General features: G+C 70.8%; 21 protein-coding genes, 1 pseudogene and 1 riboswitch. Of the genes and pseudogenes, 10 read left to right on the top strand and 12 right to left on the bottom strand.

Annotation, left to right across the window (positions count from 1 at the left end; genetic code table 11):
• The first annotated feature begins 231 nt into the window (after nucleotides 1-231).
• The 3 genes from JHW38_RS17850 (at nucleotide 232) to JHW38_RS17840 (ending at nucleotide 4,315) form a co-directional block, all read left to right on the top strand.
• Complete coding sequence (locus JHW38_RS17850; protein WP_242691416.1) at nucleotides 232-1,554, top strand: DcaP family trimeric outer membrane transporter; 1,323 nt, start codon at nucleotides 232-234, stop codon at nucleotides 1,552-1,554.
• 198 nt (nucleotides 1,555-1,752) lie between these two features.
• Entirely contained in the window at nucleotides 1,753-3,411 is a 1,659-nt protein-coding gene (locus JHW38_RS17845; RefSeq protein WP_207522663.1) for an MFS transporter, read from the top strand.
• A gap of 325 nt (nucleotides 3,412-3,736) precedes the next feature.
• Entirely contained in the window at nucleotides 3,737-4,315 is a 579-nt protein-coding gene (locus tag JHW38_RS17840) for a uracil-DNA glycosylase family protein (RefSeq protein WP_207522662.1), read from the top strand.
• Between the two features lie 3 nt (nucleotides 4,316-4,318).
• Here JHW38_RS17840 and JHW38_RS17835 read toward each other — a convergent pair whose 3' ends face one another.
• Nucleotides 4,319-4,924 (bottom strand): trimeric intracellular cation channel family protein, encoded by a 606-nt coding sequence (locus tag JHW38_RS17835; RefSeq protein WP_207522661.1) that lies wholly within the window; start codon nucleotides 4,922-4,924, stop codon nucleotides 4,319-4,321.
• 156 nt (nucleotides 4,925-5,080) lie between these two features.
• Nucleotides 5,081-5,190, bottom strand: a riboswitch (glycine riboswitch).
• 296 nt (nucleotides 5,191-5,486) lie between these two features.
• Here JHW38_RS17835 and JHW38_RS17830 point away from each other — a divergent pair.
• The 3 genes from JHW38_RS17830 to JHW38_RS17820 all read left to right on the top strand — a co-directional run bounded on the left by JHW38_RS17830 (nucleotide 5,487) and on the right by JHW38_RS17820 (nucleotide 7,241).
• A complete protein-coding gene (locus JHW38_RS17830; RefSeq protein ID WP_207522660.1) occupies nucleotides 5,487-6,047 on the top strand; it encodes an RNA polymerase sigma factor in 561 nt (186 codons plus the stop codon).
• The gene (locus JHW38_RS17825) at nucleotides 6,044-6,535 is read left to right on the top strand and encodes a hypothetical protein (RefSeq protein WP_207522659.1); all 492 of its coding nucleotides are present in this window, start codon (nucleotides 6,044-6,046) and stop codon (nucleotides 6,533-6,535) included. The genes JHW38_RS17830 and JHW38_RS17825 overlap by 4 nt, the downstream gene beginning before the upstream one ends.
• 325 nt (nucleotides 6,536-6,860) lie before the next feature.
• Complete coding sequence (locus JHW38_RS17820) at nucleotides 6,861-7,241, top strand: hypothetical protein (protein ID WP_207522658.1); 381 nt, start codon at nucleotides 6,861-6,863, stop codon at nucleotides 7,239-7,241.
• Nucleotides 7,242-7,309: 68 nt separating this feature from the next.
• Here the strand turns inward: JHW38_RS17820 and JHW38_RS17815 are convergent, their stop codons facing one another.
• On the bottom strand, nucleotides 7,310-8,077 hold the full coding sequence (locus tag JHW38_RS17815) for an ABC transporter ATP-binding protein (RefSeq protein ID WP_207522657.1): 768 nt from the start codon (nucleotides 8,075-8,077) through the stop codon (nucleotides 7,310-7,312).
• Nucleotides 8,074-9,060: a hypothetical protein gene (locus JHW38_RS17810; protein WP_207522656.1), complete on the bottom strand. Its 987-nt coding sequence runs from the start codon at nucleotides 9,058-9,060 to the stop codon at nucleotides 8,074-8,076. Before JHW38_RS17810 ends, JHW38_RS17815 begins: the two co-directional genes overlap by 4 nt.
• A 157-nt stretch (nucleotides 9,061-9,217) precedes the next feature.
• Between JHW38_RS17810 and JHW38_RS26030 the strand changes: the two are divergent.
• Nucleotides 9,218-9,304, top strand: a pseudogene (locus tag JHW38_RS26030) (DUF6053 domain-containing protein); the annotation flags it as partial.
• Between the two features lie 3 nt (nucleotides 9,305-9,307).
• Here JHW38_RS26030 and JHW38_RS17805 read toward each other — a convergent pair.
• From JHW38_RS17805 to JHW38_RS17785, 5 genes are all read right to left on the bottom strand, one after another.
• Complete coding sequence (locus tag JHW38_RS17805) at nucleotides 9,308-10,126, bottom strand: kanamycin nucleotidyltransferase C-terminal domain-containing protein (RefSeq protein WP_207522655.1); 819 nt, start codon at nucleotides 10,124-10,126, stop codon at nucleotides 9,308-9,310.
• A gap of 218 nt (nucleotides 10,127-10,344) precedes the next feature.
• Nucleotides 10,345-10,695, bottom strand: a complete 351-nt coding sequence (locus JHW38_RS17800; RefSeq protein WP_207522654.1) for a hypothetical protein — start codon at nucleotides 10,693-10,695, stop codon at nucleotides 10,345-10,347.
• A gap of 93 nt (nucleotides 10,696-10,788) precedes the next feature.
• Complete coding sequence (locus tag JHW38_RS17795) at nucleotides 10,789-10,962, bottom strand: hypothetical protein (protein WP_207522653.1); 174 nt, start codon at nucleotides 10,960-10,962, stop codon at nucleotides 10,789-10,791.
• A 374-nt stretch (nucleotides 10,963-11,336) separates the two neighbouring features.
• Nucleotides 11,337-12,533, bottom strand: coding sequence for a DesA family fatty acid desaturase (locus tag JHW38_RS17790; RefSeq protein ID WP_207522652.1), 1,197 nt, complete (start codon nucleotides 12,531-12,533; stop codon nucleotides 11,337-11,339).
• A 338-nt stretch (nucleotides 12,534-12,871) separates the two neighbouring features.
• Nucleotides 12,872-13,840, bottom strand: coding sequence for a CHAD domain-containing protein (locus JHW38_RS17785; RefSeq protein WP_207522651.1), 969 nt, complete (start codon nucleotides 13,838-13,840; stop codon nucleotides 12,872-12,874).
• Nucleotides 13,841-13,925: 85 nt separating this feature from the next.
• On the opposite strand from JHW38_RS17785, the gene mutM reads away from it, so the two are divergent.
• The 3 genes from mutM to JHW38_RS17770 all read left to right on the top strand — a co-directional run bounded on the left by mutM (nucleotide 13,926) and on the right by JHW38_RS17770 (nucleotide 18,528).
• Nucleotides 13,926-14,738, top strand: a complete 813-nt coding sequence (gene mutM / locus JHW38_RS17780) for a bifunctional DNA-formamidopyrimidine glycosylase/DNA-(apurinic or apyrimidinic site) lyase (protein ID WP_207522650.1) — start codon at nucleotides 13,926-13,928, stop codon at nucleotides 14,736-14,738.
• A gap of 272 nt (nucleotides 14,739-15,010) precedes the next feature.
• Nucleotides 15,011-15,583: an ECF-type sigma factor gene (locus tag JHW38_RS17775; RefSeq protein WP_207522649.1), complete on the top strand. Its 573-nt coding sequence runs from the start codon at nucleotides 15,011-15,013 to the stop codon at nucleotides 15,581-15,583.
• Nucleotides 15,584-15,828: 245 nt separating this feature from the next.
• Nucleotides 15,829-18,528 (top strand): serine/threonine-protein kinase, encoded by a 2,700-nt coding sequence (locus JHW38_RS17770; RefSeq protein ID WP_207522648.1) that lies wholly within the window; start codon nucleotides 15,829-15,831, stop codon nucleotides 18,526-18,528.
• A 1-nt stretch (nucleotide 18,529) separates the two neighbouring features.
• On the opposite strand, the gene JHW38_RS17765 is transcribed toward JHW38_RS17770, so the two are convergent.
• The 4 genes from JHW38_RS17765 to JHW38_RS17750 all read right to left on the bottom strand — a co-directional run bounded on the left by JHW38_RS17765 (nucleotide 18,530) and on the right by JHW38_RS17750 (nucleotide 25,976).
• Nucleotides 18,530-19,084 (bottom strand): DinB family protein, encoded by a 555-nt coding sequence (locus tag JHW38_RS17765; protein WP_207522647.1) that lies wholly within the window; start codon nucleotides 19,082-19,084, stop codon nucleotides 18,530-18,532.
• Nucleotides 19,085-19,120: 36 nt separating this feature from the next.
• On the bottom strand, nucleotides 19,121-19,960 hold the full coding sequence (locus JHW38_RS17760) for an ADP-ribosylglycohydrolase family protein (RefSeq protein ID WP_207522646.1): 840 nt from the start codon (nucleotides 19,958-19,960) through the stop codon (nucleotides 19,121-19,123).
• A gap of 115 nt (nucleotides 19,961-20,075) precedes the next feature.
• A complete protein-coding gene (locus tag JHW38_RS17755; RefSeq protein WP_207522645.1) occupies nucleotides 20,076-23,972 on the bottom strand; it encodes a translocation/assembly module TamB domain-containing protein in 3,897 nt (1,298 codons plus the stop codon).
• 27 nt (nucleotides 23,973-23,999) lie between these two features.
• Nucleotides 24,000-25,976: an autotransporter assembly complex protein TamA gene (locus tag JHW38_RS17750; protein ID WP_207522644.1), complete on the bottom strand. Its 1,977-nt coding sequence runs from the start codon at nucleotides 25,974-25,976 to the stop codon at nucleotides 24,000-24,002.
• Nucleotides 25,977-26,352 lie beyond the last annotated feature (376 nt).

Genomic DNA, 26,352 nt, shown 5'->3' with positions numbered 1-26,352 from the left:
TTAGACGATGGTCGTAAGCCGCGCAGACAGGGGTCTTTTTTCGACCAATGGCGAATGGTGGCGCCGCCGCCGCGGCGCGCAGGCTGGCCGCGGCCGCACGTTCCGGGCGGCATTCCTCGGGAGGGAATCACGATGTTGTCTAGCCTGCTCACACGCGGCGCGGGGGCGCACGCCGGGGGCCGCGCCGCGCGCGGCCGCTCGCTGCTGGCCGCTTCGGTGCTGCTCGCGCTGATGCTGCCCGGCCATGCCCTGGCCCAGACCGCCAAGGAGAAAGAACTGGAAGCGCGCGTGGCCGAACTGGAGCGCATGGTCCAGCAACTGGTCTCGCAACAGCAGCAAACCCAGACCCAGGTCACCGAAGTCAGAGCCGCGCAGACCAGCGCGCCGGCGGTGGCGGCGGCGCCGGCGGTCAAGAACCCGATCCAGGCCACCACCATCAGCCCTTCCGGCAATCCGGGCACGCGCTTCAGCTACGGCGGCTTCATCAAGCTCGACGCCTCGGTCACGTCCACCGACGCCGGCGACATCGCCGACGGTTCGGTCGGCCGCCTGTTCTACGTGCCCAAGGCGATTCCGGTCGGCGCCAAGGCCACCCGCGAGGGCGGCAGCGACACCGACATGGGCGCGAACTTCTCGCGCTTCTGGTTCGCCGCCGACACCGACCTGGACAGCGGCGACAAGCTCAAGGGTTACCTGGAATTCGACCTGTTCGGCGGCGGCTCGACCGCGTTCACCGGCAACGAGATCGCCACCAACACCTACGCGCTGACCGTACGCCACGCCTATGTGACCTGGAACAAGTGGCTGGCCGGCCAGACCTGGTCGAACTTCCAGGACGCCAACGCGCTGCCCGACACGGTCGACTTCCTCGGCCCGACCGAAGGCACGGTGTTCGTGCGCCAGGCCCAGTTGCGCTACACCAGCGGGCCGTGGTCGTTCTCGATCGAGAATCCGGAGACGGTGTACACGCCGTTCCGCGGCAACATGGCCCAGGTCGCCGGCGACGACGGCGCCGTGCCCGACGTGACCGCGCGCTACACCGCCAAGGGCGACTGGGGCCATTTCAGCGTCGGCGCGCTGGCGCGGCAGCTCAAGTACCAGGCCGGCCGGGTCAACGACAGCAGCACCGGCTACGGCCTGAGCGTCTCGGGCAAGTGGAACCTCGGCGCCAGCGACGACTTGCGCTACATGGTGACCGCCGGCAGCGGCATCGGCCGTTATGTCGGTCTGGCGCTCAACAACGACGCGGTGCTCGACGCCAGCGGCGATCTGGAGAACATCGACCTGATCTCCGGCTTCGTCGGCTGGCGCCATGTGTTCGGTCCGAAGCTGCGCGGCAACGTGTTCTATTCGCGCGCGCAGTACGACAACAAGACCGCGCTGACCGGGTTGGGCATCACCAAGTCGGCGCAGTCGGCGCATCTCAACCTGATCTACACCCCGATTCCGAAGCTCGACATCGGCGCGGAGTACATCTGGGGGCAGCGCGAGATCGAGACCGGCGAGAAGGGCGAGCTCAATCGGTTGCAGACGCATGTGAAGTACAGCTTCTGACGGCGGGGGCCGTCGTTCCCGCGAAGGCGGGAACCCAGGGCTTCATCCAGGCATACGCTGAAGTCTCTGGATCCCCGCCTTCGCGGGGATGACGGCACCGAAGAATCGACGCGGCGGGCACGACGCCGCGGCAGCACCGAAGAAAAACGCCCCGGCGGGCCGCGGCCCGCTTCCATCCACTGTTCGGGGGAACAGCTCATGTCCAGCACGACCGCCGGCGCGCATTCGGCGCCGCTCACCAAGGACCACCGCAAGGTGATCTTCGCTTCCAGCCTCGGCACCGTGTTCGAGTGGTACGACTTCTATCTGTACGGATCGCTCGCCGTCATCATCGGCAAGCAGTTCTTCGGCGGCCTCAACGAGACCAGCCAGTTCATCTTCGCCCTGCTCGCCTTCGCCGCCGGCTTCGCGGTGCGGCCGTTCGGCGCGCTGGTGTTCGGGCGCCTGGGCGACATGATCGGGCGCAAGTACACCTTCCTGGTCACCATCGTGCTGATGGGCGTGTCGACCTTCCTGGTCGGCATCCTGCCGAGCTACGCCACGCTCGGCATCCTCGCGCCGATCATCCTGATCGTGCTGCGCCTGCTGCAGGGCCTGGCCCTGGGCGGCGAGTACGGCGGCGCGGCGACGTACGTGGCCGAGCACGCGCCCAACGGCAAGCGCGGCCTGTACACCAGCTTCATCCAGACCACCGCCACCATCGGCCTGTTCCTGTCGCTGCTGGTGATCTGGAGCTGCCGCAACTACCTGGGCAAGGAAGAATTCGAATCCTGGGGCTGGCGCATTCCGTTCTGGGTGTCGGTGGTCCTGCTCGGCGTGTCGGTGTGGATCCGCATGCAGCTGGCCGAATCGCCGCTGTTCCAGCAGATGAAGGCCGAAGGCAAGACCTCGAAGGCGCCGATCACCGAGAGCTTCTTCTCCAAGAACGGCAAGATCGCGCTGCTGGCCCTGCTCGGCGCGACCGCGGGCCAGGCGGTGGTGTGGTACGGCGGACAGTTCTACTCGCTGTTCTTCCTGACCAAGACGCTCGGCATGGACCCCAACCAGGCCGACATCTTCATCGCCATCGCATTGGCGTTGGCCACCGGCGGTTTCATCTTCTTCGGCTGGCTGTCGGACAAGATCGGCCGCAAGGTGATCGTGCTCGGCGGCTGCCTGATCGCGGTGGTCACTTACTTCCCGGTGTTCAAGGCGCTCACCCACAACGTCAACCCGGCGCTGGAAGCCGCGGTCGCCGCCTCGCCGGTCACCGTCACCGCCGATCCGGCGCGCTGCGCGTTCCAGTTCGATCCGGTCGGCAAGGCCGCGTTCAAGCAGTCCTGCGACGTGATCAAGTCGGCGCTGGCGAAGAAGGGCATTCCGTACCAGAACGCGGCCGGCCCGGCCGGCAGCCTGGCCACGGTCAGCATCGGCGGCACCACGCTCAACAGCTTCGAAGGCGAAGCGTTGGACAGCGCCGCGTTCAAGGCCCAGTCGGAAGCCTTCGGCAAGCAACTGACCGAAGCGTTGGCTACCGCCGGCTATCCGGCCAAGGCCGATCCGGCGCAGATCAACAAGCCGGCGGTGATCGGGCTGCTGACCTTCCTGGTGCTGCTGGTGACGATGGTCTACGGCCCGATCGCGGCGTGGCTGGTCGAACTGTTCCCGACCCGGATCCGCTACACCTCGATGTCGCTGCCGTACCACATCGGCAACGGCTGGTTCGGCGGCTTCCTGCCGTTCACCGCGTTCGCGATCGTGGCGGCGACGGGCAACATCTACAGCGGCTTGTGGTATCCGGTGGTGGTGGCGGGGCTGACGGTGGTGATCGGCGCGCTGTTCCTGCCGGAGACGAAGGATCGCGATATTACCGAGTGATGGGGTGTCGCTTTGGGGACTGCGCCGGCCTTTGGGCCGGCGTAGTTTTTTGGGGATTCGGGATTCGGGATTCGGGATTCGGGATTCGGGATTCGGGATTCGGGATTCGGGATTCGGGATTCGGGATTCGGGATTCGGGAAAGGCTACAAGCCGCTGCGCCAGCCACAAGACGTCATCCCCGCGAAGGCGGGGATCCAGAGACTTCAGAGCCCTGTCGCGATGAAGCCCTGGATCCCCGCCTTCGCGGGGATGACGAGCAAAAGCAGAATCCGTGCATCCTTCGACTTCAACTCCCGACTCCCGAGTCCGAACTACCATAAGCCCATGCCGACCCTCCCCACTCTGCTGCGCGAAGTCCGCGCCTGCACCTTGTGCGCCGCGCACCTGCCGCATGGCGTGCGGCCGGTGTTGCAGGCCAGCGCAACCGCGCGCCTGCTGATCGCGGGGCAGGCGCCGGGGCGCAAGGTGCACGAATCGGGGATCCCGTTCGACGACGCCAGCGGCGAGCGCCTGCGCGCCTGGCTCGGGCTGGATCGCGCGACCTTCTACGACGCCGCACGCGTGGCGATCGTGCCGATGGGGTTCTGCTATCCCGGCAAAGGCAAATCCGGCGACCTTCCGCCGCGGCCGGAATGCGCGCCGGCATGGTTGCCGAAGCTGCTGCCGCAGTTGCACGGCCTGCGCCTGACCCTCGCGGTCGGCCAGTACGCGCAGGCCTGGCATCTGCCCGGTGCGGCTTCGCTGACCGAAGCGGTGCTGGACTGGCGCACGCACTGGCCGCGCTTGGTCGCACTGCCGCATCCGAGCCCGCGCAACAATCTGTGGCTCAAGCGCAATCCGTGGTTCGAACGCGAACTGGTGCCGGCGTTGCGCGAGCGCGTGGCCCAGGCGCTGGCCGATTAGCGCTCACTGGTAGACGAACTTCGGCATCTCCCACTCGTAGCGGATCGCCAGCAACCGAAACGCGAAGCCGCCGGCCAGGCATGCCAGCACCGCGACGTTCTCGACCACGCCCAGGCGCAGCAGCAACAGGTAGGCGATGCCGGTCAACAGCGAGATCACCGCGTACAGCTCGCGCTGGAACACCAGCGGAATCTCGTTGCACAGCACGTCGCGCAGCACGCCGCCGAACGCGCCGGTGAGCATGCCGGCGATCACCACGATGACCGGCGCATGCCCGCCTTCGCGCGCCACCGCGCAGCCGATCAGGGTGAAAGCGATCAGGCCCAGCGCGTCGAGCCACAGAAAGGTGCGGCGCAGATAGTGCAGCTTCTTGGCCAGGAACGTCGCCGCGAACGCGGCGCCGACGGTGTAGCCCAGGTACTCGGGATGGCGCACCCAGCCCAGCGGATAGTGACCGAGCACGATGTCGCGCAGCGAGCCGCCGCCGAGCGCGGTCACGCAGGCGATGATGACCACGCCGAACAGGTCCATGCGCCGGCGGCCGGCGGCGAGCGCGCCGGTCATGGCTTCGGCGCTGATGGCGATGAGGTAGATGATCTGCAGCAACACGGGAGGTCTCCGGCAACGGTCGGGGGACCGCGGCGGCAGCGGAGACGGATGCGCGCAGGCGCCGCGTCGCGAACGGACGCAGGCGGACGGCGGGACCGCGCGCGCCAAGGCGCGCGCAGCGATGCGCATCGGTTTCCGCAACCTTGGCCGCGGCGCCGCTCCCGCTGTCCTTTTACCTGAGAGTTTGCGCGGCCCGGACGCGTGCGCCCGCGGCTGCTTGCCCCTTCGGTGGGCCGTCGATGCGGCCTCTCTCCAGATCGGCGATGTCGTTGCAGTGGTCGGTTTCGGCGAATTGGGTTCTGCGAACCGGGCCTGAGCGATTATGGGAGCCTGCGCCTTCGGCGGGCGGCGGCCATGGCCGGCGCCTCTCTTCTGCGAACGGGCGGCATGGTAGCAGGCGTGCGCGCGCCGCGGCGTGCCGGCGCTGGCGGTTGCGGCCGGCGCCGGCCGCAACGGATGCCGGCGGTTGCGACGGGCACCGTCCGTTGCGGCCGACCCGAACCGGCGCGAACCTTTTCGCCGCCGCCGCGACTACAGGTAGGAACCCATCGCTGCCGCCGCCATGCCCTTGCCCCCCGACGATCCGCACTACGACGAGTGGCTGGCCCTGGGCTGCCAGCTCGGCGAACGCGCCGCCTTCGACGCGCTGATCGCGCGCTGGCACGGCCCGCTGCGCGGCTACGCCCGGCGCCTGTGCGGGGACGACGACGGCGCCGACGAGATCGTCCAGGACACCTGGCTGCGGGTGCTGCGCGGCATCGCCGGCCTGCGCGAACCGGCGCGGCTGCGGCCGTGGCTGTTCGGCATCGCCCGCCGCGCCGGCATGGACCGGCTGCGCGGCCGCTACGCCGAACCAACCGCCGAGGCCGATCTCGACCCGGACACGCTCGCGCAGGACGCGGCCGAACCCGAACGTGCGCTCGATCTGCTGCATCTGCAGCGCCACATCGACCGCCTGCCGCCGCCCGAGCAAGAAGCGCTGAGCCTGCATTACCTGCAAGGACTGTCGCTGGAGGAGATCGCGCAGGTGATCGAACGCCCGCTGGGCACGGTCAAGTCGCGCTTGTTCCGCGCCCGCGCGCTGCTGCGCCGCCAACTCGACCGCAAAGGAGAACCGCAATGAACCGACCGACCCCGCTGCCCACCGAGGCCGTGCCCGCGGCGCTGCGCGACCTGCTCGAACGCGAACTGACTCCCGGCGCGCGCTGGGCCCATGTCGCGCTGCTGTTGCTCGGCGCCGGCGCCAGCGTCGCGCTGGCCGCGCTGTGGCTGACCGAACCGGCGCTGCCGGCGCGCACCCAGGCCGCTTTCGCGGTGCTGCTGGCTATCAACCTGGGCTGGTGCGGCTACGCGCAGTGGGCGCTGCGCCACCGGCGCGTGCTGTACGCGCGCCATCGCCTGCTGGCCGCGCGTCTGGCGCTGGCGTTCTGCGCCGTCTACAGCCTCGGCGCGTTCGCCCTGGCGGCGTTCGCCGGCGTCGCCGCCGGCTGGCCGGCCGGCGCGCTCGGCCTGGTCATGGGCGCCGCGGCGATGGCGATGCACGTGCGCGCGGATCGCTACTACGCGGGTCTGCAACGCCGGCGCGAAGAACTCGAACGCGGGCTCGGCTGACTGCATCGCCGCGCGATCCCCGTGTAGGAGCGACGCGAGTCGCGACCGCGGGATCGCCCGCTTGCGCCGTCAGCGCGAGGTCGCGGTCGCGACTCGCGTCGCTCCTACAGCCGGACTGCGCCACCACGAAGCGCCGTCCGACGCGATTGCTATCGACTGCTGCAACCACCGTGCCTCGCCAGGGATCGGCCCCTGTATGGCGCGCTTGCAGCACGACCGACGAGCCGACGCCGCAGCGTCGCCGGCCGCCACGGACGCACCGAGATTTGACGCCTCCGCGCCTCTCGCCTAGCGTCCCCGCAACGCCGCCAACAGGACGCATCGCATGGCCCACCCACTGTTCGCCGCCGCCGAATCGTCGCAGCTCACCGGCTGGCGCCGGGTCTTCATTGCAGACGCGCAGGTCGCGGCACGCTTTCTGAACGAACGTGGCAAATACCGATACGGCTTGTTCGAGCTGGCCGCGACTTCCCTCGCCGCGCTCGAAACCGAACTCGTGCAGCACGATGCATCCAGCGCGGTGAATTTCGCCATTATCGACACCACGCTCCCGGGCTGGTCCGCAGCGAGAACCAGCGCCTTCCGCCACGACCTGGACTTCCATCTGTTCACCGGCGCGACCGCCGAGGTCAATGCCGAACTGCGGGCCGTCATCGGCGCCGACGAAATCGCCGCCGTGCTGTGCATGAGCACGCCGCTGCGCTGAGCGCGCAGGTGGGCCGGCCGTGCTCGCGGTTCGCGTCGCGGTCGCGGCCGCGGCTCGCTGCATTCGCGCTATGAATCGCCGTCGCGCCTGGCCGTAGCGTCGGCGCCGGACCCCGCCAACGCCTCCACCATCGACTGCTCGAGCGACCGCGCCGGATCGGCGCGGATGGCGTCGAGTTCGCCCGCCGCCCACTCCCGCCGCAGCCACCCATCCACCAGCAACGCCGCACGGGTGATGAAACGCTCGGCCACGTCCAGCGAATGCGTCGCCAGCAGCACCGCCGCGCCGCGTTCGCGCGCGAGCTGTTGCAGATGGCGCTTGAGCGCGTAGGCGCTGAGCGGGTCCAGGCCGTTGAGCGGTTCGTCCAGCACCAGCAGCGGCGGCTCGCCGAGCAGGCCCAGCGCGATCGCCAGTTTCTGCCGGGTGCCGAGCGAGTACTGGCCGATGCGGCGGTCGAGCATCGCGTCCAGCGACAAGGTCGCGCACAACGCCAGCGTCGCCTCGGGAATCGCGTCCAGGCCGCGCGCGCCGGCGAACAGGCGCAGGCATTCGCGCCCGCTCAGCAGCGGCGGCAGCCGCGCCGGGTCGACCGCGAAGCCGAGCGCGCGCTTGGCCGCGAGCGGCTCGCGGGCGAGGTCGCGGCCGCCGATCAGCACCCGCCCGGCGCTCGGCCGCAGCAGGCCGGCCAGGCAGTGCAGCAAGGTGGTCTTGCCCGAACCGTTGGGGCCGATCAGCGCGACGAAATCGCCGGGCATCAGCTGCAGGTCGATGCCGTGCAGCACCGCGTGTTCGTCGTAACGGTGCTGCAGCCCATGCAGTTCCAGCGCGGCGTTCATGCCCGCCGCCCGCCGCGCAAAGCGGCCCAGGCCGGCAGGCACAACACCGCGGCCGCGCCGAGCAGCATCGGCGCGGCGCGCCAGCCGACGCCGAGCAACGCCGCGCCCACGCCGGCCAGCGCGCAGGCGCAGACGAACGCGAACGTCGGATAGCGCCAGGCCGCGCGGCGCAAGCCGCTCCGCGCCAGCGGCGTCGCCGCCAGCGCGCGGCCGGCGGCGACGCTGGCCGCGGCGCAGGCCTGCGCCAACAGGCTGAACCAAGCCAGCGCGGTGGCGATCAGCAACACGCCGGCGCCGGACGCGAGCGCGGTCGAACCGGGCAAGGCCATCAGCACCGCGCCGATCATCCAGGCGTGGCCGCCGCGGCGCCAACGCAGCAGCGCTTCGCGCCGCTGCCAGTCGCTCAGGTGCGGCAGGCGCGCGTCGTCGAGCCAGCGCAGGCCGAACATCGGCTCGCGCGCGCCTTCGCGCAGGCGCTGCGCGGGACGGCGGCGCTGGCGCAGCGCGGCGAACAGGCCCAAGGCGGTGCCCGGCACCAGCCCGGCGGCGAGAACGAAGAACGCAGTGCGCACGCGCTCGCCGTCGCCGCCGAACGCGGCCAGCAGCAACGCCGCCACCGACAAGGCCGCGGCCGCGCCGAGCGTCGCCAGCAACACCAAGGTGCGCGTGGTCCGCGCCGGTTCGATCGGCGCGGCCGCCCACCAGCCGTGGCGCAGACGCTCGTCGAGCCCGGCCAGCCGCGCACGCGCGCTGGCGTACGACAGCGCCAGCGCGAGCAGCACGAACGGCAGCGGCAACTGCGCGAGCAAGCGCGGCAACGCCTCCGGCAACGCCGCCGCTTCGCCGCCCGCGGCGCGCAAGGCCAAGCCGACGGCGGCCGCCAGCGCCAACGCGACGACGAGGCGGCGCCCGCGCTTCCAACCGCCGCCGCGCAGGGCGGCGAGTCGGGCTTCGCGCAGCCAAGGGTGAAACAGGGGCGGCATGATCGGCGAGGTTAGCGCGGATGGGGTTCGGCGATGGTGTGCGCGGCCGCGTCGGCGGCACAGTGCCGATGGATGGGCGCGTCGCCGGTTCCGAATCCGACTGTAGGAGCGGCGCAAGCCGCGACCGCGACAGTGCGCCTACGGCGGAAGCTGTCCACTCGTCTCGGCATCCACGGCGGCCGGAGCGCAAAGCGTCGGGCCTGAAGGCCCTCCCACGAAAGCTGCGTTCACGGCGACGCCGTGATGCTCAGCGCTCGCCCGCCACGCAACGCCGGCGCACGGCCTCGGTCAGCGCCACCTCGCCCACCCAGGCTTCCAGGCCGGCCCACACCCGCTCCAGCGTCGCGACCAGGCGCGCTTCGTCGCCGAGCTCGCCCTTCGCCACCAGCCGGTACAGCTCGACCGCGCCGTCCGGCCCCGGCAGATCGGCGGCTTCGTCGAACATCGTGCCGGCGCTGGCGTACAGATGGCGCTCGGCCAGCCCGGCCAGGCAGGCCACGTGCACGGCGAACTCGCCGGCCAGCAGCGCCAGCGGCTTGCGCGCGTAGCGGTTGCGCAGCTTGCCGATCAGCTCGTACAGCTCGCCGACCACGATCTCGGCCATCGCCCGTTCGACTTCGGCGTCGTCCGGATGCGCGGCCAGCGAACGCAAGGTCTCGAACAGCGCGCCGTGATCCGGCGCGATCCACAGCGCGCGCGAATACACGAACTGGCCGTGGCTGATCGGCCAGGCCTCGTCGACTTCGCGCGCGAACGCTTCCACCGCGCTGCGCGACATCAGGTTGACCTCGGCCTTGCCGCGGCCGTGCACCCATTCCAGCGATTCGTCGAAGTCCGCGCCGAACGCGGCGTCGTCGAGCACCGCCCACAGCTCCACGTCCGAATACGGGCCGTCGCTGTCGCGCGCGGTGGAGCCGTACAGCGCCACCGCCAGCAGGCGTTCGCCGTAGCGCTCGCGCAAGCGTTCGAGGATGAGGGCGACCAGGTCGCGGCGTTGCTCGGAGGTGACCGATTGCGGTCCGGCGAACAGGGTGTCGAGTTCGCCCTGGGGCAGTGCGTAATCCATCGCGACTAGTTACCACGACGCTCGCGCGCGCGGCAATTGCGCAATGCGGGCGTTGCGACGCGGCTGGCGGTTGCGGTGGGATGCATCGCGCATCGCGGCTTCGATGGCTCCCTGCGGGAACGGCGCGAGCGGCGAGCGCGAAACCGCATGCGCGACGCGATCGGCTGCCCCGCGGTCGCGGCTCGCGCCGCTCCTACAGGGGGCGCGCAACCACGCGGTCATTGCGGCGGCGACGCCAGCTCGCGCGCGTCGAGGTAGCCGTCGTGGTTGCGGTCCTGCCGCGCGAAGCGTTCGGCCAGGGTCTTGCGGTGCTGCTCGCGGGTCAGCGGCGCGCGCGCGCCGCGGCCGCTGGCGGGTTGTTCGGCGGCGTCGAGCACGCCGTCGCGGTTGGCGTCCATCGCATCGAAGGCGTAGCTGAGCCAGTCCTGGTATTCGCTCAGCGAGACCCGGCCGTCGCGGTCGGCGTCCATGCGCGAGAGGTAGTCGCCGGTCGAGGTCACTTCCTGCGCCGCGGCCGGCACGACCGCGCACAGCCACGGGATCAACGCGAAGATAAGCAGACGGCGCATGCGCGCTCCGCGGCGGGGGATGCGCGCAGCCTGCCGTGCGCGGGCGCGGCGGGCAAGTGCGCGGCCGGCGCGCGCGCCGGCCGCGCGGACGCGTCAGCTGTCGTCCTGGCAGCAGGCGAAGCGGGTGCCGCCGAACTGGCAGCCGGACTTGGGCGCGCAGCCCTCGGCGTACTTGGTATCGGCCTGGGCCGCGCCGAAGCCGATGCCGGCGGCGAACAGCGCCGCCAGAGCCAGCGCCTTGAAGCGTCGGGTACGGAACGATTTCATCGTGCTCTCTCCTTACGCATGCGCTCGCCGGCGCCGCTCCGTGGCGCGCAGTCGCGGTCGCGGATGGGCGGTTCGTCCTTGAACGCGAACCGGGACGGCGGCGGGCGCGTGGACGCGGCGCGCGCGACCAAGGCGCGGGCGCAAGCGTCGGTCGGGCAGGCGATTGGGCCGGGCACGGGCCACCTCCGTGTGCGGCGCGGCCGGACGGCGGCGCCGGAATCCTTGCCCGGCGACGCTACGCGCGCGCGCCGGGCCGCGCAATCGGCGAAACCACCGCCGTCTCACTCGCGCTTCGGCGCGCGTCGTACAAAAGAAAACCCGCGCCGGAGCGCGGGTCGTCGGATTCCTGGGCGGCGGCGCGGGCGCCGCGGCGGTCAGTAGCGCGCCGGCGCCAGCGCGTAGCCCTTGAGCCGCGCCGAGAACGCCTGCAGCGACTGGATGCCGCTGGCTTCGGCCTCCACGCACCAGGCGTGCAGGCGCTGCAGCGTGGCCTGGGCGTCGTGCGAGCGGTCGTCCAGCACCTGCGCCAGGCGCTGGCGGAAATCGGCCAGCTGGGCCATGCGCGGACGCTCGGCGACCCAGTTCTGCAAGCGCGTGCGGGCGCCGTCGTCGAGCCAGCGGCCGCCGTCGGCCAGGCCCTTGCGCAGCCGCCGCGGCAACGCGCGCATGCGGTCGCCGGCGTCTTCGCGCAGGGTCGGCAGGGTCACGTTGCGGTAGAAATCGGTCATCGCCTGGAAGCGGATCGCCAGCAGCGCCTTCAGGGTTTCGCCGTCGGGCATGGCGATGTTCGGGCGCACGTCCAGGGTCGGCGCGACCCGCAGCACCTTGGCCAGGCGCAGCGCGGCGAGGCCGCGGATCGCGGTCCAGCCGATGTCGAACTCCCACTTGCGCAGGGCGAACTTGGCCGAGCTCGGGAACGCGTGGTGGTTGTTGTGCAGTTCTTCGCCGCCGATCCAGAAGCCCCACGGGGTCAGGTTGGTCGCGGTGTCGGTGGTTTCGAAATTGCGGTAGCCCCACCAGTGGCCCAGGCCGTTGACCACGCCGGCGGCCCAGAACGGGATCCACACCATCTGCAGCGCCCAGATCGCCACGCCGGCGAAGCCGAACAGGGCGAAGCTCGACAGCAGCAACAGCACCGGGCCGAAGGTCGCCCACGGGGTGTAGAGCTTGCGTTCGATCCAGTCGTCCGGGCAGCCCTTGCCGTACTTCTCGATGTCCTCGCGCTCGCTGCGGGCCTGGCGGTAGAGCTCCACGCCGCGCCACATCACCGTGTCGATGCCCTTGAACTGCGGGCTGTGCGGGTCGTCCTCGGTCTCGCACTTGGCGTGGTGCTTGCGATGGATCGCCGCCCACTCCTTGGTGATCATCGAGGTGGTCAGCCAGGTCCAGAAACGGAAGAAATGCGCCAGCACCGGATGGAAGTCGACCGAGCGGTGCGCCATCGAGCGGTGCAGGTACAAGGTGACCGACAGGATGGTGAGCTGGGTCACCACCAGGAAGTAGACGACCAATTCCCAGAAGCTGGCCTGGACCAGGCCTCCGGCGAGGAAATCGATCAGGGACGCGGGCATTGCGAACTCCGGGAGCGGCGGCGGCGGACGGCGCCTGGGGGTGGCGGGCAATTAAAGGACAGTTGTATAGCCGATGATGCCATTACGGCTCCACCGTTCGCGCCGGTATGGCCGGCCGATGGTTGTGATGGGGTTGTGAGTTCGAACGGGCAAGGCGGCGGGGAGCGGGCAGGACGGGGCGGTTCAGGCCCGGCGGGGGCGTTCAGGGGCGGGGATGGCGCCGGGCGGCGTGGGTTCGCGGTCGCGGCTCGCGCCACTCCTACAGTCGGAACCGCCCCCTGCAGGAGCGGCGCGAGCCGCGACCGCGCCACCTCGCCGGCGGCGCGACCCGCCTATCCCTACCCCTGGATCCGCTCCCGCGCCCGCTCCAGCTCCGCCCGCGCGAACGCCTTGACCGCCCCGCGCTCGAGCTTCGCGAACGGCGAGCCCTTGCCGCAATGCTCCAGCAGCAAGGTCAGGTCCTGCGCCTCGCCCAGCCGCTCGATCTGGTGCTTGTCGAACGTCGGCGCGTCCGCGCCGAGCCCCGCGCTTTTCAGCGCGCGCTGCTGCTGCGACAGCCGGCGCGCGCGGCGGCGCCATTCGTGCCAGTCCTCGTCGCCGCCGCTGGCGCGGGCGCGCTCGCCGGCGCGCTCGACCCGGGCCAGGCCGGCGGCGACCGCGCCGCGCCAGTGCTCCGGCTGCAATTGCTTCCACGGCAGCGCGCGCAGCGCCGCGCGCAGCACCCGCAGCAGCGCGCGGCGGCGGCCCAGGCCGGGATCGTCGGCGCGCGCCGCGTGCGCGGCCTGGGCGCGCGCGGCGGCGGCGGCGCGGCGCGCGCGCGCCAGCAACGGCCGCGCTTCGGGCGCGAGCGTGCCGCGCAGCAATCGGTCCAGGGTTTCGACCAGGGCGTGGGCGTCGCGCAGCGACGACAGGTCGCGATTGAGGTCGCGGATCGCGCGGTCGACCCAGTCGCGGCCCGGCCCGAGCGCGTCGCCGCCCAGTGCCAGGGTCGCGCGGGCGCGACGCAGGCACTTGCGCGCCAGATGCACGCCGGCGTGCAGGCGGTTGCCGCCCCAGCCGAGCGCGTCCAGGGCCTGGTCGATCTCGCGGGTCGCATGCGCGCGCAGGCGCTGGCCGGGCGGGCGCGGCGCCGGCTCGGGTTCGGATTCGTCCACGACGGGCAGCGGCTCGGCGCGCGCGGGCGGCGACGGCGGCGCACTGCCGCCGCGGCTGCGCGGCCGGCGCGCGGCGCCGGCGGCGCGCCGCGCGCCTGGTTGCGCGGCGGACTCGACTCCCTCGGCGTCGGCTTCGACGGCGGCCTGCGGCATGACCGGACTCCCTGCGGCGCATGGATGCGTACAGTTCGTGCCGACGCCGCGAGCGCCGGCCCGAGCGGGATAGTACGCTGGCCCCATGCCTGAATTACCTGAAGTCGAAACCACCCGGCGCGGCCTCGCGCCGCACTTGGAAGGCCGTCACGTCGTCACCGCGATCCTGCGCCGCCCGGACCTGCGCTGGCCGATCCCGGCGGCGATCGAGGAGACCCTGCCCGGCCAGCGCATCGACGCCGTGCGCCGGCGCGCCAAGTACCTGCTGATCGACACCGCCGCCGGCAGCGCCGTGCTGCACCTGGGCATGTCCGGCAGCCTGCGCGTGCTGCCCGCCGACACGCCGGTGCGCGATCACGACCACGTCGACCTGCTGCTCGACGACGACCGCGTGCTGCGCTTCAACGACCCGCGCCGGTTCGGCTGCCTGCTGTGGCAGGCGCCCGGCGACACCCACGAGTTGCTGCGCGATCTCGGCCCGGAGCCGCTGTCGGACGCGTTCGACGGCGACTACCTGTTCCAGCTCAGCCGCGGCCGCAAGGCGCCGGTGAAAACGTTTTTGATGGATCAGAAAGTCGTGGTCGGCGTCGGCAACATCTACGCCGCCGAAGCGCTGTTCGCCGCCGGCGTGTCGCCGTTGCGCGCGGCCGGCAAGGTCTCGCGCGAGCGCTACGCCGAGCTGGCCGGCGCGATCAAGGCGATCCTCGGCTATGCGATCCAGCGCGGCGGCACCACCTTGCGCGACTTCATCAGCCCCGACGGCGCGCCCGGCTATTTCGAGCAGGAACTGGCCGCCTACGGCCGCGGCGGCGAGCCCTGCCCGCGCTGCGGGCGGCCGCTGAAGCAGGCCAGCATCGGCCAGCGCACCACGGTCTGGTGCGGGCACTGCCAACGCTGAATGCGGCTCCGGTGCGGTCGCGCCGGTTCGGCGGGCCGCGCCGGCGGATTCCGACGCTGTCCGGATCCATGCGCCCTTACCGTTCATCGCAGCGGGGCGCCGCCGTGTCATCGCGACGGCGCCTCGCGCGTTAACGCCGCGGGGTAATTTTGTACGCATGAAAGCTGCCGGTTACGCAGCCTATTGCTGCATTCCGGCGCAGGTTTGCTGCCACCTGTGTCGCTTCCAAGCCAAGCTGAACGCGCTATAGTCTGGTCCGAATTGGGGGCGACATGGCCGAAAGCGCTGACATCACGATCCTGTTGGACGCCGCGCGCGAAGGCGATCGCGGCGCGCTCGACCGCGTGCTCGCCACGCTCTATCAGGAACTGCACACGATGGCGCGGCGCCAGCTCGCCGGCCAGCACGGGCAAACGCTGGACGCCACCGCGCTGGTGCACGAGGCCTATCTCAAACTGGTCGGCCGGCGCGAAGCGCAGTTCGACGACCGCGCGCATTTCTTCGCCTATGCCGCCTCCGCCATGCGCAGCGTGGTGGTCGACTACGCGCGCCAGCGCCTCGCGCAAAAGCGCGGCGGCGACCTGCACCGCGTCACCGAACTGCCCGACGACGTCGAAGGCGGCCTGCGCCTGGACGAGGACACCCTCGGCCTGGATTCGGCGCTGACCAAGCTCGCCGGCGTCGACCAACGCCTGGCCCAGGTGGTGGAACTGCGCTACTTCGCCGGCCTGTCGGAACTGGAAATCGCCGCGCTGCTGCAGCGTTCCGAGCGCAGCATCCGCCGCGACTGGCAGAAAGCGCGACTGTTCCTGCTGGCGTCGCTGCAGGACGAACCCAGCCGCTGAGCGCCCGCGCCGCGGTCCGCGCGGTGCGCGCCTGCAAGGAATGCGCAACGCCATGACCGTCATCGCCGTCGCTCCGCTGCTCTTGTTCGCCGTCCTGCGCGCGCGGGCGCGCGGCTGATTCGATGGACGCCGAACGTTGGTTGCGACTTTCGCCGTTGCTCGATGCGTTGCTCGAGCTGGAGCCGGATGCGCGCGCCGAACGTCTTCGCGAGCTAGGCGCGGATGATCCGTCGCTGGCGGCGGAGTTGACTGAGCTTATTGGCCTGGAAGACGGCCACGAGGATTTCCTCTCCGAACCCTTGGTCGCGCCGCAGCAGTCCGGCATGCGTCCCGGCGTGGAAGTCGGCACGTACCGGCTCGAAAGCCTGCTCGGCGAAGGCGGCATGGGCCAGGTGTGGCTGGCCTCGCGCGCCGACGGCCTGTACCAGCGCCGGGTCGCGCTGAAGCTGCTGCGGCCGGGCCTGACCGACGTCAACCTGCGCACCCGCTTCACCCGCGAACGGCAGATCCTCGCGCGTCTGGCCCATCCCTACATCGCCCGCCTGCTCGACGCCGGCGTGACCCGCGACGGGCTGCCGTACCTGGCGCTGGAATACGTCGAAGGCGAGCCGATCACCGACTACTGCCGCAACCAGCGCACCTCGCTGGACAAGCGGCTGCGCATGTTCCAGCAGATCTGCGACGCGGTCAGCCACGCCCACGCCAACCTGATCGTCCACCGCGACCTCAAGCCGTCGAACATCCTGGTGACGCCGGCCGGCGACGTGCGCCTGCTCGACTTCGGCATCGCCAAGCTGCTCGACAGCAACGACGTGCCGTTGCCGGAGCAGACCCGCACCGGCGCGCGCGCCTTCACCCTGCACTACGCCGCGCCCGAGCAGGTGCGCGGCGAACCGGTCACCACCATGACCGACGTGTATTCGCTCGGCGTGGTGCTGTACGAACTGCTGACCGATTCCAAGCCGTACAAGCTCAAGCGCCAGACCGACGCGGAATGGGAGGAGGCGATCCTCGCCGCCGATCCGCTCAAGCCCTCGCAGGCGGTGCTGCGCTACGCCGACGCCAACGATCCCGACCTGGATCCGGGCTCGCTGCGGCGCCTGGGCAAACAGCTGGCCGGCGATCTCGACAACATCGTGCTCAAGACCCTGGCCAAGCGGCCGGAGCAGCGCTATCCCTCGGTGGAAGCGCTGTCGCTGGACCTGCAGCGCTTCGAAGCCGGGCGGCCGGTGCTGGCGCGCGCGCAGAGCGTGCGCTACCGGGTCAACAAGTACATGGCGCGCCACCGCTGGGCGCTGGCGACCGCGGCGCTGGTCGCGCTGGTGCTCAGCGCCTCGCTCGGCGTGGTCGCCTGGCAGGCGCGCGAAGCGGTCGCCGAAGCGGCGCGCGCGCAGGCCATGCAGGACTTCATGGTCGGCCTGTTCGAAAGCGCGCGCGGCACGCCCGAAGGCGAGCCGCTGGACCTGCGCGGCCTGCTCGACGCTTCGGTCGCGCGCGGCAACCGCGAACTGGCCAAGCAGCCGCGCTCGCGCGCCGAACTGTTCGGGGTGATCGCGCGCATCCGCACCGGGCTCGGCGACTACAGCGAAGCGCGCAGCCTGCTGGATCGGCAGGCGCAGGTGATCGCGTCCACCGACGACATTCCCGACAGCCTGCGCCTGGAATCCTTGAACCAGCGCGGCAAGGTGCTGCGGCTGCTGAACCAGCCTCGCGACTGCGCCGCGCTGATGCAGCCCGCGCTCGATCTGGCCCGGCGCGAGCAGGCGCAGCTGCCGTTGCAGACCAGCGAGTTCTATTCCGAACTCGGCCGCTGCCGCCGCGACAACGGCGAGCGCCAGGGCGCGCGCCAGCTGTTCGAACGCTCGCTGGCGATCCGCCGCGAGATGCGCGAGAACACCGACGTCGGCGAAGTCGAGAACCTGATGGACCTGGCCGGCCTGCAGGCCGACGCCGGCCAGAGCCGCGAGGCGCTGCTGGGTTTCGAACAGGCGCGGCGCAAGCTGCAGCAAAGCGTCGGCGACCGCCATCCTTTGCACGTCGAGATCGGCCGCAACCTGGCCGCGCTGCGGCGCTCGCTGGGCCAGCTCGGCGACGCCGAGCGCGACGCCACCGACGCGCTGGCGATCGCCCTGGAAGTCAACGGCGCGCAGCACCCGGCCACCCTCGCCGTGCGCCGGCAACTCGTCGCGCTGCACATCGACCAAGGCCAGTTCGCCCTGGCGCAGAAGGAACTGCAACTGCTCGGCAGCCTGCTGCCGCAGCGCCAGCGGCCCGACGACGCCGACCTGACCGAAGTGCATCGCGCGCTCGGCATCGTCGCCTGGGAGCGCGGCGACCTGCCGCGTTCGCTGAGCGAATTCGAGCGCGCGTTGCAGATCGCCCGGCGCGCGCCGCAGCCGGCGAAGCTGGCCGCGCTGATGAGCGACCAGGCGCTGGTGCTGCTGGACGCCGGCCAAGGCGCGCAGGCGCGCGAAACGCTGGAGCAGGTGCGGCGCCTGCGCATCCGCCAGGACGGCGCCGACTCCGGCCCGGTCGGCGAAACCGAGCGCCAGCTCGGCGAAGCCGAACTCGCCCTGGGCGCGCGCGACAGCGCCGCGCCGCGCCTGCAACGCGCGCTGGCGCTGACCCGCAAGGCCTACGGCGAACGCGACCCGCGCACGCGCGCGGCCGAGCTCGCGCTGACCCGCATGCAAGCCGCCGGCGGCGACGCCGCCGCGCTGTCGCACCTGGACTCGCTGGCGGAACTGCCGATCAACGACGAAGCCTTGCGCAAGCTCGGCTGGCGCGCGCAAGCCTATGCCGCGCAACTGCGCTGCGCCGGCAACCAGCGCGGCCAAGCGCGGGCGCGGCTGGACGGCCTGCTGCGCAGCATCGGTGAGGCGCGGCCGGATGGGAGCGAGGTGTTGCGCGAGGTGCAGGCGATCCGCGACGGATGCGCGGGTTGAATCACAGCGCCGACGCGTCCGCCGGCAAGGCCGGAATCAGCTCGAGCAGATCGGTGCCGCCGACGTCTTCGCCGGCCTGGGTCAACAAGGTGGTGATCTGGCCGCGGTGATGGGTCTGGTGATTGAAGAAATGCAGCAGCAGCAATCCGAACCGTCGCTGCGACACCACGCCCTTGGTGTTGGCGTACGCCAGCACATGATCCAGATCGGCCTCGCTCAGCTCGCCGGCCCAATCGACGATCGCCGCATCGAGTTGCTCGCGCGCGACCCGCCACTGCGGCAGCGTGTCGAACTCGACCGCGCGCAGGTCGGTCGGCCGCGGCTGCGTGCGCAGCGGGTCGAGCGCGGCGAAGCGCGAAGGATGGGTGGCGAAGCGGTGCAGCCAGATCTTGTCGGCGACCATCAGGTGGTTGAGCGTGCCCAGGATCGAGCCGAAGAACGCGCCGCGATCCTGCGCCACCGCCGCGGCCGGCAGGCGCGCGGCGGCGGCGTAGATGCGCTGGTTCATCCAGCGGTTGTAGTCGGCCATCAGGCGGGTGTGGGCCAGCAGGTTCATATCCGGATCCTGGTTCGCCGCGCGCGTGCCGGCGCGTCAGCCTGCCAGCGCCATCAGCCGCGCGTCCAGCGTCGCCAGATAATCGCGGCCATAGCGGCTGTTTTCCAGGCCTTCGTACAGCGAAACCGGAAGATCTTGCGCGATCTCCTCGCTGTGGGCGCCTGCGGCGAGCGCGATCGTCGCGACCGTGTCTACATCGCCGGTGAAAGCGATGCAGGCGCGCAACAACTCGCGCATGCTCGCGTGCTCGCGCAGGGCCGCGACCGCCGCGTGCACGCTGTCCATCCCCAACGCGCCGACCTTGCCGTGCCACGGCCGATCCCAGGGGCCCGGCACGTAGGCGAGCAGGAAGTCGGCCAGCTCGGCCTTCGGCCCGTGCCGGTGGACGAAATAATGCGCGCACAACGCCGAGGCCGTCGCCGAAGCCACGCCGCCGGACGTGTCGTGGGTGATGCGCGCCTGCAGCTCGGCGCGGCGGATCACCTGCGCGGTATCGGCCAACACGCCGAGCGGCGGCGAGCGCATCGCGGCGCCGCTCTTGGCGCTGTCGGGCCGGATCCGCGCGAGCAGGTCGTCGCCGTCGCGCACCTCGGTCAGCAGGCCGTGGAAACGGCTGGCGTAGCCTTCGCGCGGATCGCGCTTGAACGCGGCGACGAAGCGCGCGGCCAGCGATTCGCGGGTCCACGGATCGTTTTCGACCAGTGCCTCGGCGATGGCCAGGCTCATCTGGGTGTCGTCGGTATAGCAACCCGGCTCGATATCGTGGCGCGGGTGGCGAGTGTAGCCAGCACCGTCGTTGCGCTCGCGCACGAGCCGGTCCGGGGCGTATTCGAAACCGGCGCCGTATGCGTCGCCGATGGCCAGTTGCAGCAGCATGTCGTCAGTCCTTGTGAGGTTCCGCCCGGTCCGTGTGGGCGATGCGCGGCAGTTTATCCTCCGGCCGTTGCCGCGCGTCGGAACCGAACGGCGCGGCGCATGCGCGCCGCCGCCCTCACTTCTCCTTGCGCCAATTCACCGACGCGCGATTCTCCAACGTGCTCGACTCGATCTCGACATCGAAGCCCTTGCGCAGCAGGTACTTCAAGGTCAGCACCTGGCCGGTGCCGAGCAGCGACACGCCATAGCCGACGTACAGCTTCGGCGACAGGTACTTGCCCACGCCGAGCACCGAACCGCCGAGCGCGCGGCTTTCCATCACGCCGGCGTCGTCGAGGCCGATCTTGGCGCCGAGCTGCGAGGCCAGCAGGCCGCCGCCGGCGGACAGCGCGGCGCTGGCGGCGTTGAGCTGCTTGCTCTCGTCGCCGGTCAGGTTCGACAGCGGACGGCCGAGGGTCAGGTAAGCCAGCGCTTCGGACTGCGAGCTGGCCGGATCGGACCAGACATTGACGGTCGGCGCGCTGACCCGTCCGCCGATGTCGACGCCGGCCTTGACCGCGCCGACTTCGCGTTCGGCGCGCAAGTCCAGGATCGGGTCGGACACCGGGCCGTTGTTCCAGGCCAGGTTGCCGCGGGTGATCTGCAACTTCTGTCCGTAGGCTTCGTAACGCCCTTCGACGCTGAGCGCGCCGCTCGCGGCCATCTCGCGGCCCGGACGCGAACGCACCCGCATCTGGCCGCCGAGCTTGCCGTCCAGGCCGAAGCCCTTGAGCTTGACGTCGTCGCCGACGGCCAGGGTCAGGTCGAGCTCCAGCGGCGAGGCGCCGGTGTTTTCCGGATCGACCGGGTCGAGCACGACCACGTCCTCGGACACCGACACGCCCTGGTCCAGACGCTCCAGGTCGACGCGCGCCGACGGAATGGTGACCTTGCCGGTGACGTTGAGCGGCTGCTTGGCCGCGTAGCGCACGGTCAGTTCGGGGTTGGCGACCGCGCGCAGGTCGCGGGTGTCGGAGGCGAGCACGTTGGTGCCGCGCACGTTCAACACCAGCGGCGTGTCGTCGCCCTGCCAGCCGAGGCTGCCGTCGACGTTGAGCGTGCCCTCGCCCGAACGCACGCTGCCGGCGATGCGCGCGCTGCCGTCGGGCTGCGCGTCCAGGCGCACGTCGCCGTCCTGCAGCACGATGCCCAGCGCCGGCACTTCGGTGGTGAACTGCGACAGCCGCGCCTGCCCGCTCAACAGCGGCTTGCTGCGCGTGCCGGCCAGGCCGATGCGGCCTTCCAGCTTGCCCTTGGGCTCGACGATGTCGGGCGAGAACAGCTCGACCCAGGTCAGCTCGTCGGTGTCGACCGCGACGTTGCCCGACAGCGGCGCATACGCGTCCCAACCGGTGTTGACGGTGGCTTCGATGCGGCCGTCGTCGTTGAAGACGGACTTGAGTTCGGCGCTGAGCTTCTGCGTGTCGAAGCTGGCCTTGAGCGAGAGCGCGCTGTAGCGCACCAGCTCGCGCCGCGCGCGTTCGCTGAATTTCAGCCCGCCGCTGGCGGAACTGACGTTGAAGTTGCCGCGCCAGCCGTTGCCGGCCGGGCGCAGTTCGCCGTCGACGGCGATTTCGCCGCGCAGGACCCACGGCCGCTTGTCGCTGCGCTCGGGCAGATACGGCTGCGCCAGCAGCAGCGGCAGGCCGTGGCCCTTGAGCTCGACGCCGCGGCGCGGCCAGTCGGCGCTGGCGCACAGCGAACCGCCGCTGCTGGAGGCTAGACAGGCGTCGTTGAAGCCGCCGCTGTTGCCGTCCCAGCGGAACGAGGCGGCCTGCTGCAAGCGCCAGCTGGCGCCCTTGCTCGGCGCCAGCTGCAACGAGGCCAGCGCGCCCGACCACACGTTGCCGCGCTTGTCGGCGTGGCCGGACAGGTCCAGGTTCGCGACTTCGCTGCGCGCCTGCGCCTGCAGTTGCAGCGCTTCGACCGCGCCCTGCGCGTCCACGCTCAGCGACGACAACGCCAGCCCGGCGTCGAGATCGCTGGCGCGCAGCGCGAGTTGCCCGCCGCGGCCGCGCCACGGCAGCTTGCCTTTGGCGCTGAAGCTGGCGGCGCGGTAGTCGCCGTACTTGAGCCCGCTGCCGCTGAGGTCGGCGTCGAGGTTCGGCGCGTCGGCCGCGCCGGTCAGTTTGAGCGTGCCGTTGAGGCTGCCGGTCGCGCTGGGCAGCAGATCGTTCAACTGCAAGGGCGCGAACTTCGCGTCGACGTCGATGTCCTGCGCGTACTTGCCCTTGGCTTCGAGCTTGCTGCCGCCGAGGCTCAACGCGACGTCGCCCTCGTAGGCGTCGCCGGTCTTGCCGGTGGCCGCGCCATGCATCAGGAAACGGCCGCGGCCGCCGAGCGGGCGATCGCGCAAGCGGCCGCCGAGCTTGTCGGCGCTGGCCTGGATCTCCAGCCCGCCGTCGTCGCGCACGCTGCCGGTGCTGGCCAATTGGCCGTCGACCGCGCCCTTGAATTCCGGCGCGAAATAACCCGGGTCGAAGCCCGACAACGCGGCCTTGAGATCCCAGGCCAACTTCGGCGCCCATGCCACTTCGCCGCTGGCGTCGAGCAGGCCGGTCGGCATCTTGGCCTTGAGCGACTTCAGGCTCATGCGCTGGTCGTTGCCGCGGCCGTCGAATTCGACCGTCGCGGCCTGCTTGTCGCGCAACAGCCGGGCGTTGCCGATCGCCGCCCAGTCTTTGACCGTGCCGGCGAAGCCGAAGTCGGCGGTTTCCAGCGTCACCGCCGGCGTGGCCGGCGTCTGCGCTGCCTGCGCAGGCTTGGCCACCGACTTGAGCGTGGTCGGCGGCGCCTGGCCGCCCCAGGTCAGGCCGCGCGCGTTGATCGAGAACTTGAAGCGGCCGTTTTCGGCGTCGCTGAAATCGGCGTGGCCGCGCAATGTGGCGGTGCCGTCGAACAATTGCAGCGCCAACGGCTGCACGTCCAGCACCTGTTCTTTCAGCGACAGCTTCGACGGCAGCACCGTCACCGCCGTGTCGCCCTGGCGGAATTCGCCTTCCAGCGCGGCGACGCCGCCGCTGCCCTGCGCGTCGAAACGCAGCGCCATCGGCGTGGCGCTGGGCTTGGCGTCGGGCGCGGTCAGCAGGCCGATGTCGAGCGCGTCGGCCTTCGCGTGCAAGCGCCAGTCCGGCGCTTCTTGCTTGCCGCGCAAGGTCAGGGTCAAACGCACCGGCCCCGGCGCGGCGCCGGCCAGGGCGACGTCCATGCGCGACAGATCGCCGCGCGCGACCAGGCCCAGGCGCGGCGGCGTACGGCCGGGCGCGCTCGGCAGCACCGCGGTGACGGTCAGGTCGGACTTGAAATCGCGGCTGGGCTGGTAATCGCCGTGCGCGGTGAAGCGGCCGCGGTCGGTGTCGGCGACGAGCTTTTCCACGTGCAGCTTGCCCGACTGCGCATCGAGCCCGGCGCGCAGCTGGCGGATGTCGATGAGGTGCTCGCCGGCCTGGGCGATCTTGAAGCCGTCGATGCGCACATCGTCGGCCTGCACCGCCAGCGGCGGTTCGATCTGCGGCAGCACGTCCGGCCAGCGCGGCAGTTCGAACGGCTCGTCGCTCTTTTCGATATCCAGCGTGGCGCCTTCGACCTGCACCGCGTCCAGGCGCAGCTTGCGGCCCAGCAACGGGCGCAGCGCCGGATCCAGGTAGATGCGTTCGGCGGTGAACACCGTCTTCTTGTAGGCGAAGCGCACGCCGCGCAGGGTCAACGGGCCCGACAGCGGGCCTTCGGCGGCCTTCCAGGTGAAGCTCGAATCGGCCGGCAGGCGCGCGACGATCTGCGCCAGCAACACGTCGCGGCCGGCGATGGTGGCGATCAGCCAGTACGCCGCGAACGCGATCAGCAGGGTCAGCACCGCCGCGGCGATGCTGCTGCGCCAGGCCCAGCGCCGGGCCGCGGCGCGGCGCCGGCGGCGGCGTTCGAGCAGCAGCTCCTGCGCGGTGGGGGTCGGCGGCGGCGGGGGCGTATCGCTCATGTGCTGCGGAATCGTCCTGGGCGCGGCTTACAGATCGGCGCCGATGTTGAGATAGATCTGGAAACCCGAATCCGGGTCGTCGAGGCCGCGCGCGATGTCGATGCGCAGCGGGCCCACCGGCGAACGCCAGCGCACGCCGACGCCGACGCCGGTGCGCATCTTCAGGTCCTTCTGATTGTCGAACGCGCTGCCGCTGTCGACGAACACCGCGCCGCCCCAGCTCTCGTTGAAGTACTGCTCGTACTCGATGCTCGAGGTCACCACGTTCTTCGCGCCCAGCGCATAGGCCTTGCGGCCTTCCGCCGGCGGAATGCGCGGGCCGACCTCGCGCCATTCGTAACCGCGGATGCTGCGGTCGCCGCCGGCGTAGAAGCGCAGCGACGGCGGCATGTCGGTCAGCGAATTGGTGAAGGTATGGCCGACCTCGCCGCGCGCGATCAGGCGGCTGCGCTCGCCCAGGCCCTTGAACCAGCGGCCGGTGACGTGGGCCTGGATGAAGTTCGCGTCCGAACCCAGCGCTTCCAGGCCGCCGCGGATCATGCCGGTGGCGCTGATGCCGCTGCGCGGATAGAGCTTGTCGTCGACGTCGACGTATTCGGCGCGCAGCGAGGGATACACGAACGTCGCGGTGCGGTAGTTCTCGCGCGTGTCCGGATCGTCGTCGAGTTCGTCGTAGTAGGCCCAACGCTCGCGCAGGCCGTGCAGCGAAGCGGTCGCGGTCCAGTGCTGGTTGATCTTGCCGCTGCGGCTGGCGACCAGTTCGATCCGGCGCGAATCGATGTAGTCGGTCTGCTCGTCGCTGCCCTGCAGGCTGAAGGTGTACCAGCCGTCGAGCCAGGCGAACGCGGGGATGCGGTACTGCAGGGTCGCGGTCTTGCGCCGCTGGGCGAAGTCGATCTGCGCCAGCGCCTTGTGGCCGCGGTCGTTGACGTAGCGCCGCTCCACGCCCAGGCGCACGCCGGCGCCGCTGTCGGTGCCGTAGCTGACGCCGGCGGTGTAGATGCTGCGCTTGGCCGGGGTCAGGGTCACCTTGACCGGCACCTGCCCGTCGCTCGCCTGGTCCGGCAGCGGTTCGATGTCGATGCTGGAGAAATAGTCCAGCCGCGCCAGCGATTCGCGGAAGCGGTCGAGCTTGCCCTGGTGGTAGTAGCTGCCCTGCTCCCAATACACCAGCTTCTGCAGCAGGCTGTCGCGGATGATGCGCTTGGGCGTCTGCTCGAAGCTGATCGCGCCCATGTCGTAGCGCTGGCCGCTGGTCCAGACCAAGTCGATGTCGGCCGCATGTTCCGCGCGCGTAACCGCCACCCGCCGCGAAGAAAAATCAGCGTCGAAGTAGCCTCGTTCCGCGAGCCGTCGACTGATCTTGGTCTTGCTCGCCTCATACGCCGCATGATCGAACACCTGATCCGGCCCCGGCCGGAACGCGGCCAGATCCTGATTGAGGTAACGATCGTCGCTGCCCGCGCCGAGGATGGCGATGTCCGAGCGCCGCACCTTGACCGGTTCGCCCTTGTCGACGGTGATGGTGACCCGGATCGGCGGCGCGGACGAACCGTTGCGCGCCGGCGCCGCGGCGGGCGCGCCGTCGGCGGAGGCGTCGCCGCCACTGGCGTCGGCCGCGGGCGTGTCGGTCGCGGGCGTGGCGTCGCGCTCGCCCGGCGCGCCGAGGTCGCCCTCGCGCGCCTGGGCGGCGGTGTCGGTCGAAGGCGTGGCGACCAGGCGGGCGCCGCGCGAGTCTTCGATCTTGATCGTCGGCGAGTAGTAGCCGAACGGCTCCAGCGCCTCGCGGGTCTCGTTCTCGGCCTCGCGCAGCAGGTAGCCCAGGCGTCGCCCGGAGACCTCCTTGCCGATGCTGTCCACCAGCGACAGCGACACCCGTACGTTGTGGGTCATCGCCTCGTCCAGGCCGTGGATTTCGACTTTGTCGACTTTGGCCGCCTGAGCCGCGCCGGCGGCCCCGAGGCTCAAGGCGCCGGCGAGAAAGAGACGGGGAATCAATGGCATAGCGCGCAGAATAACCGGTAACGGCTTGTATTGTTTAGGAAAATTCGGGGTGCGCGTTCAGATTAACGGCTGCGGAGTCAACGCGGCGCAAGCACGTCGCGGGCGCAGCGCAGGACGCACTCGTGCACAGCCGGTGCGGTCATCGCTTCGCCCGGAATCACAGCCCTGCGATATGGCACGCCAGCCTTTGCCGATCTTGGCCGCATGCTGGGCCGCATCCGTTCCCGACTCCGACGCTGCGCGGGTGGGCCCCGGAAAATCAATGAGATAGCGCGCACATTTCGCGCTAAGAGCTTGTCTCTCTTACAAAAAGTGCATTGACAGGTTTCAGGTTAATTGCACTCGGCGTTAAGAAGACGTAATTTCGGTACCAGGG

The organism is Lysobacter enzymogenes (genome assembly GCF_017355525.1).
Classification (GTDB): Bacteria; Pseudomonadota; Gammaproteobacteria; order Xanthomonadales; family Xanthomonadaceae; genus Lysobacter; species Lysobacter enzymogenes_C.
The sequence above is the reverse complement of the archived record's forward strand: the minus strand, read 5'-3'. Positions and strand labels throughout refer to the sequence as shown.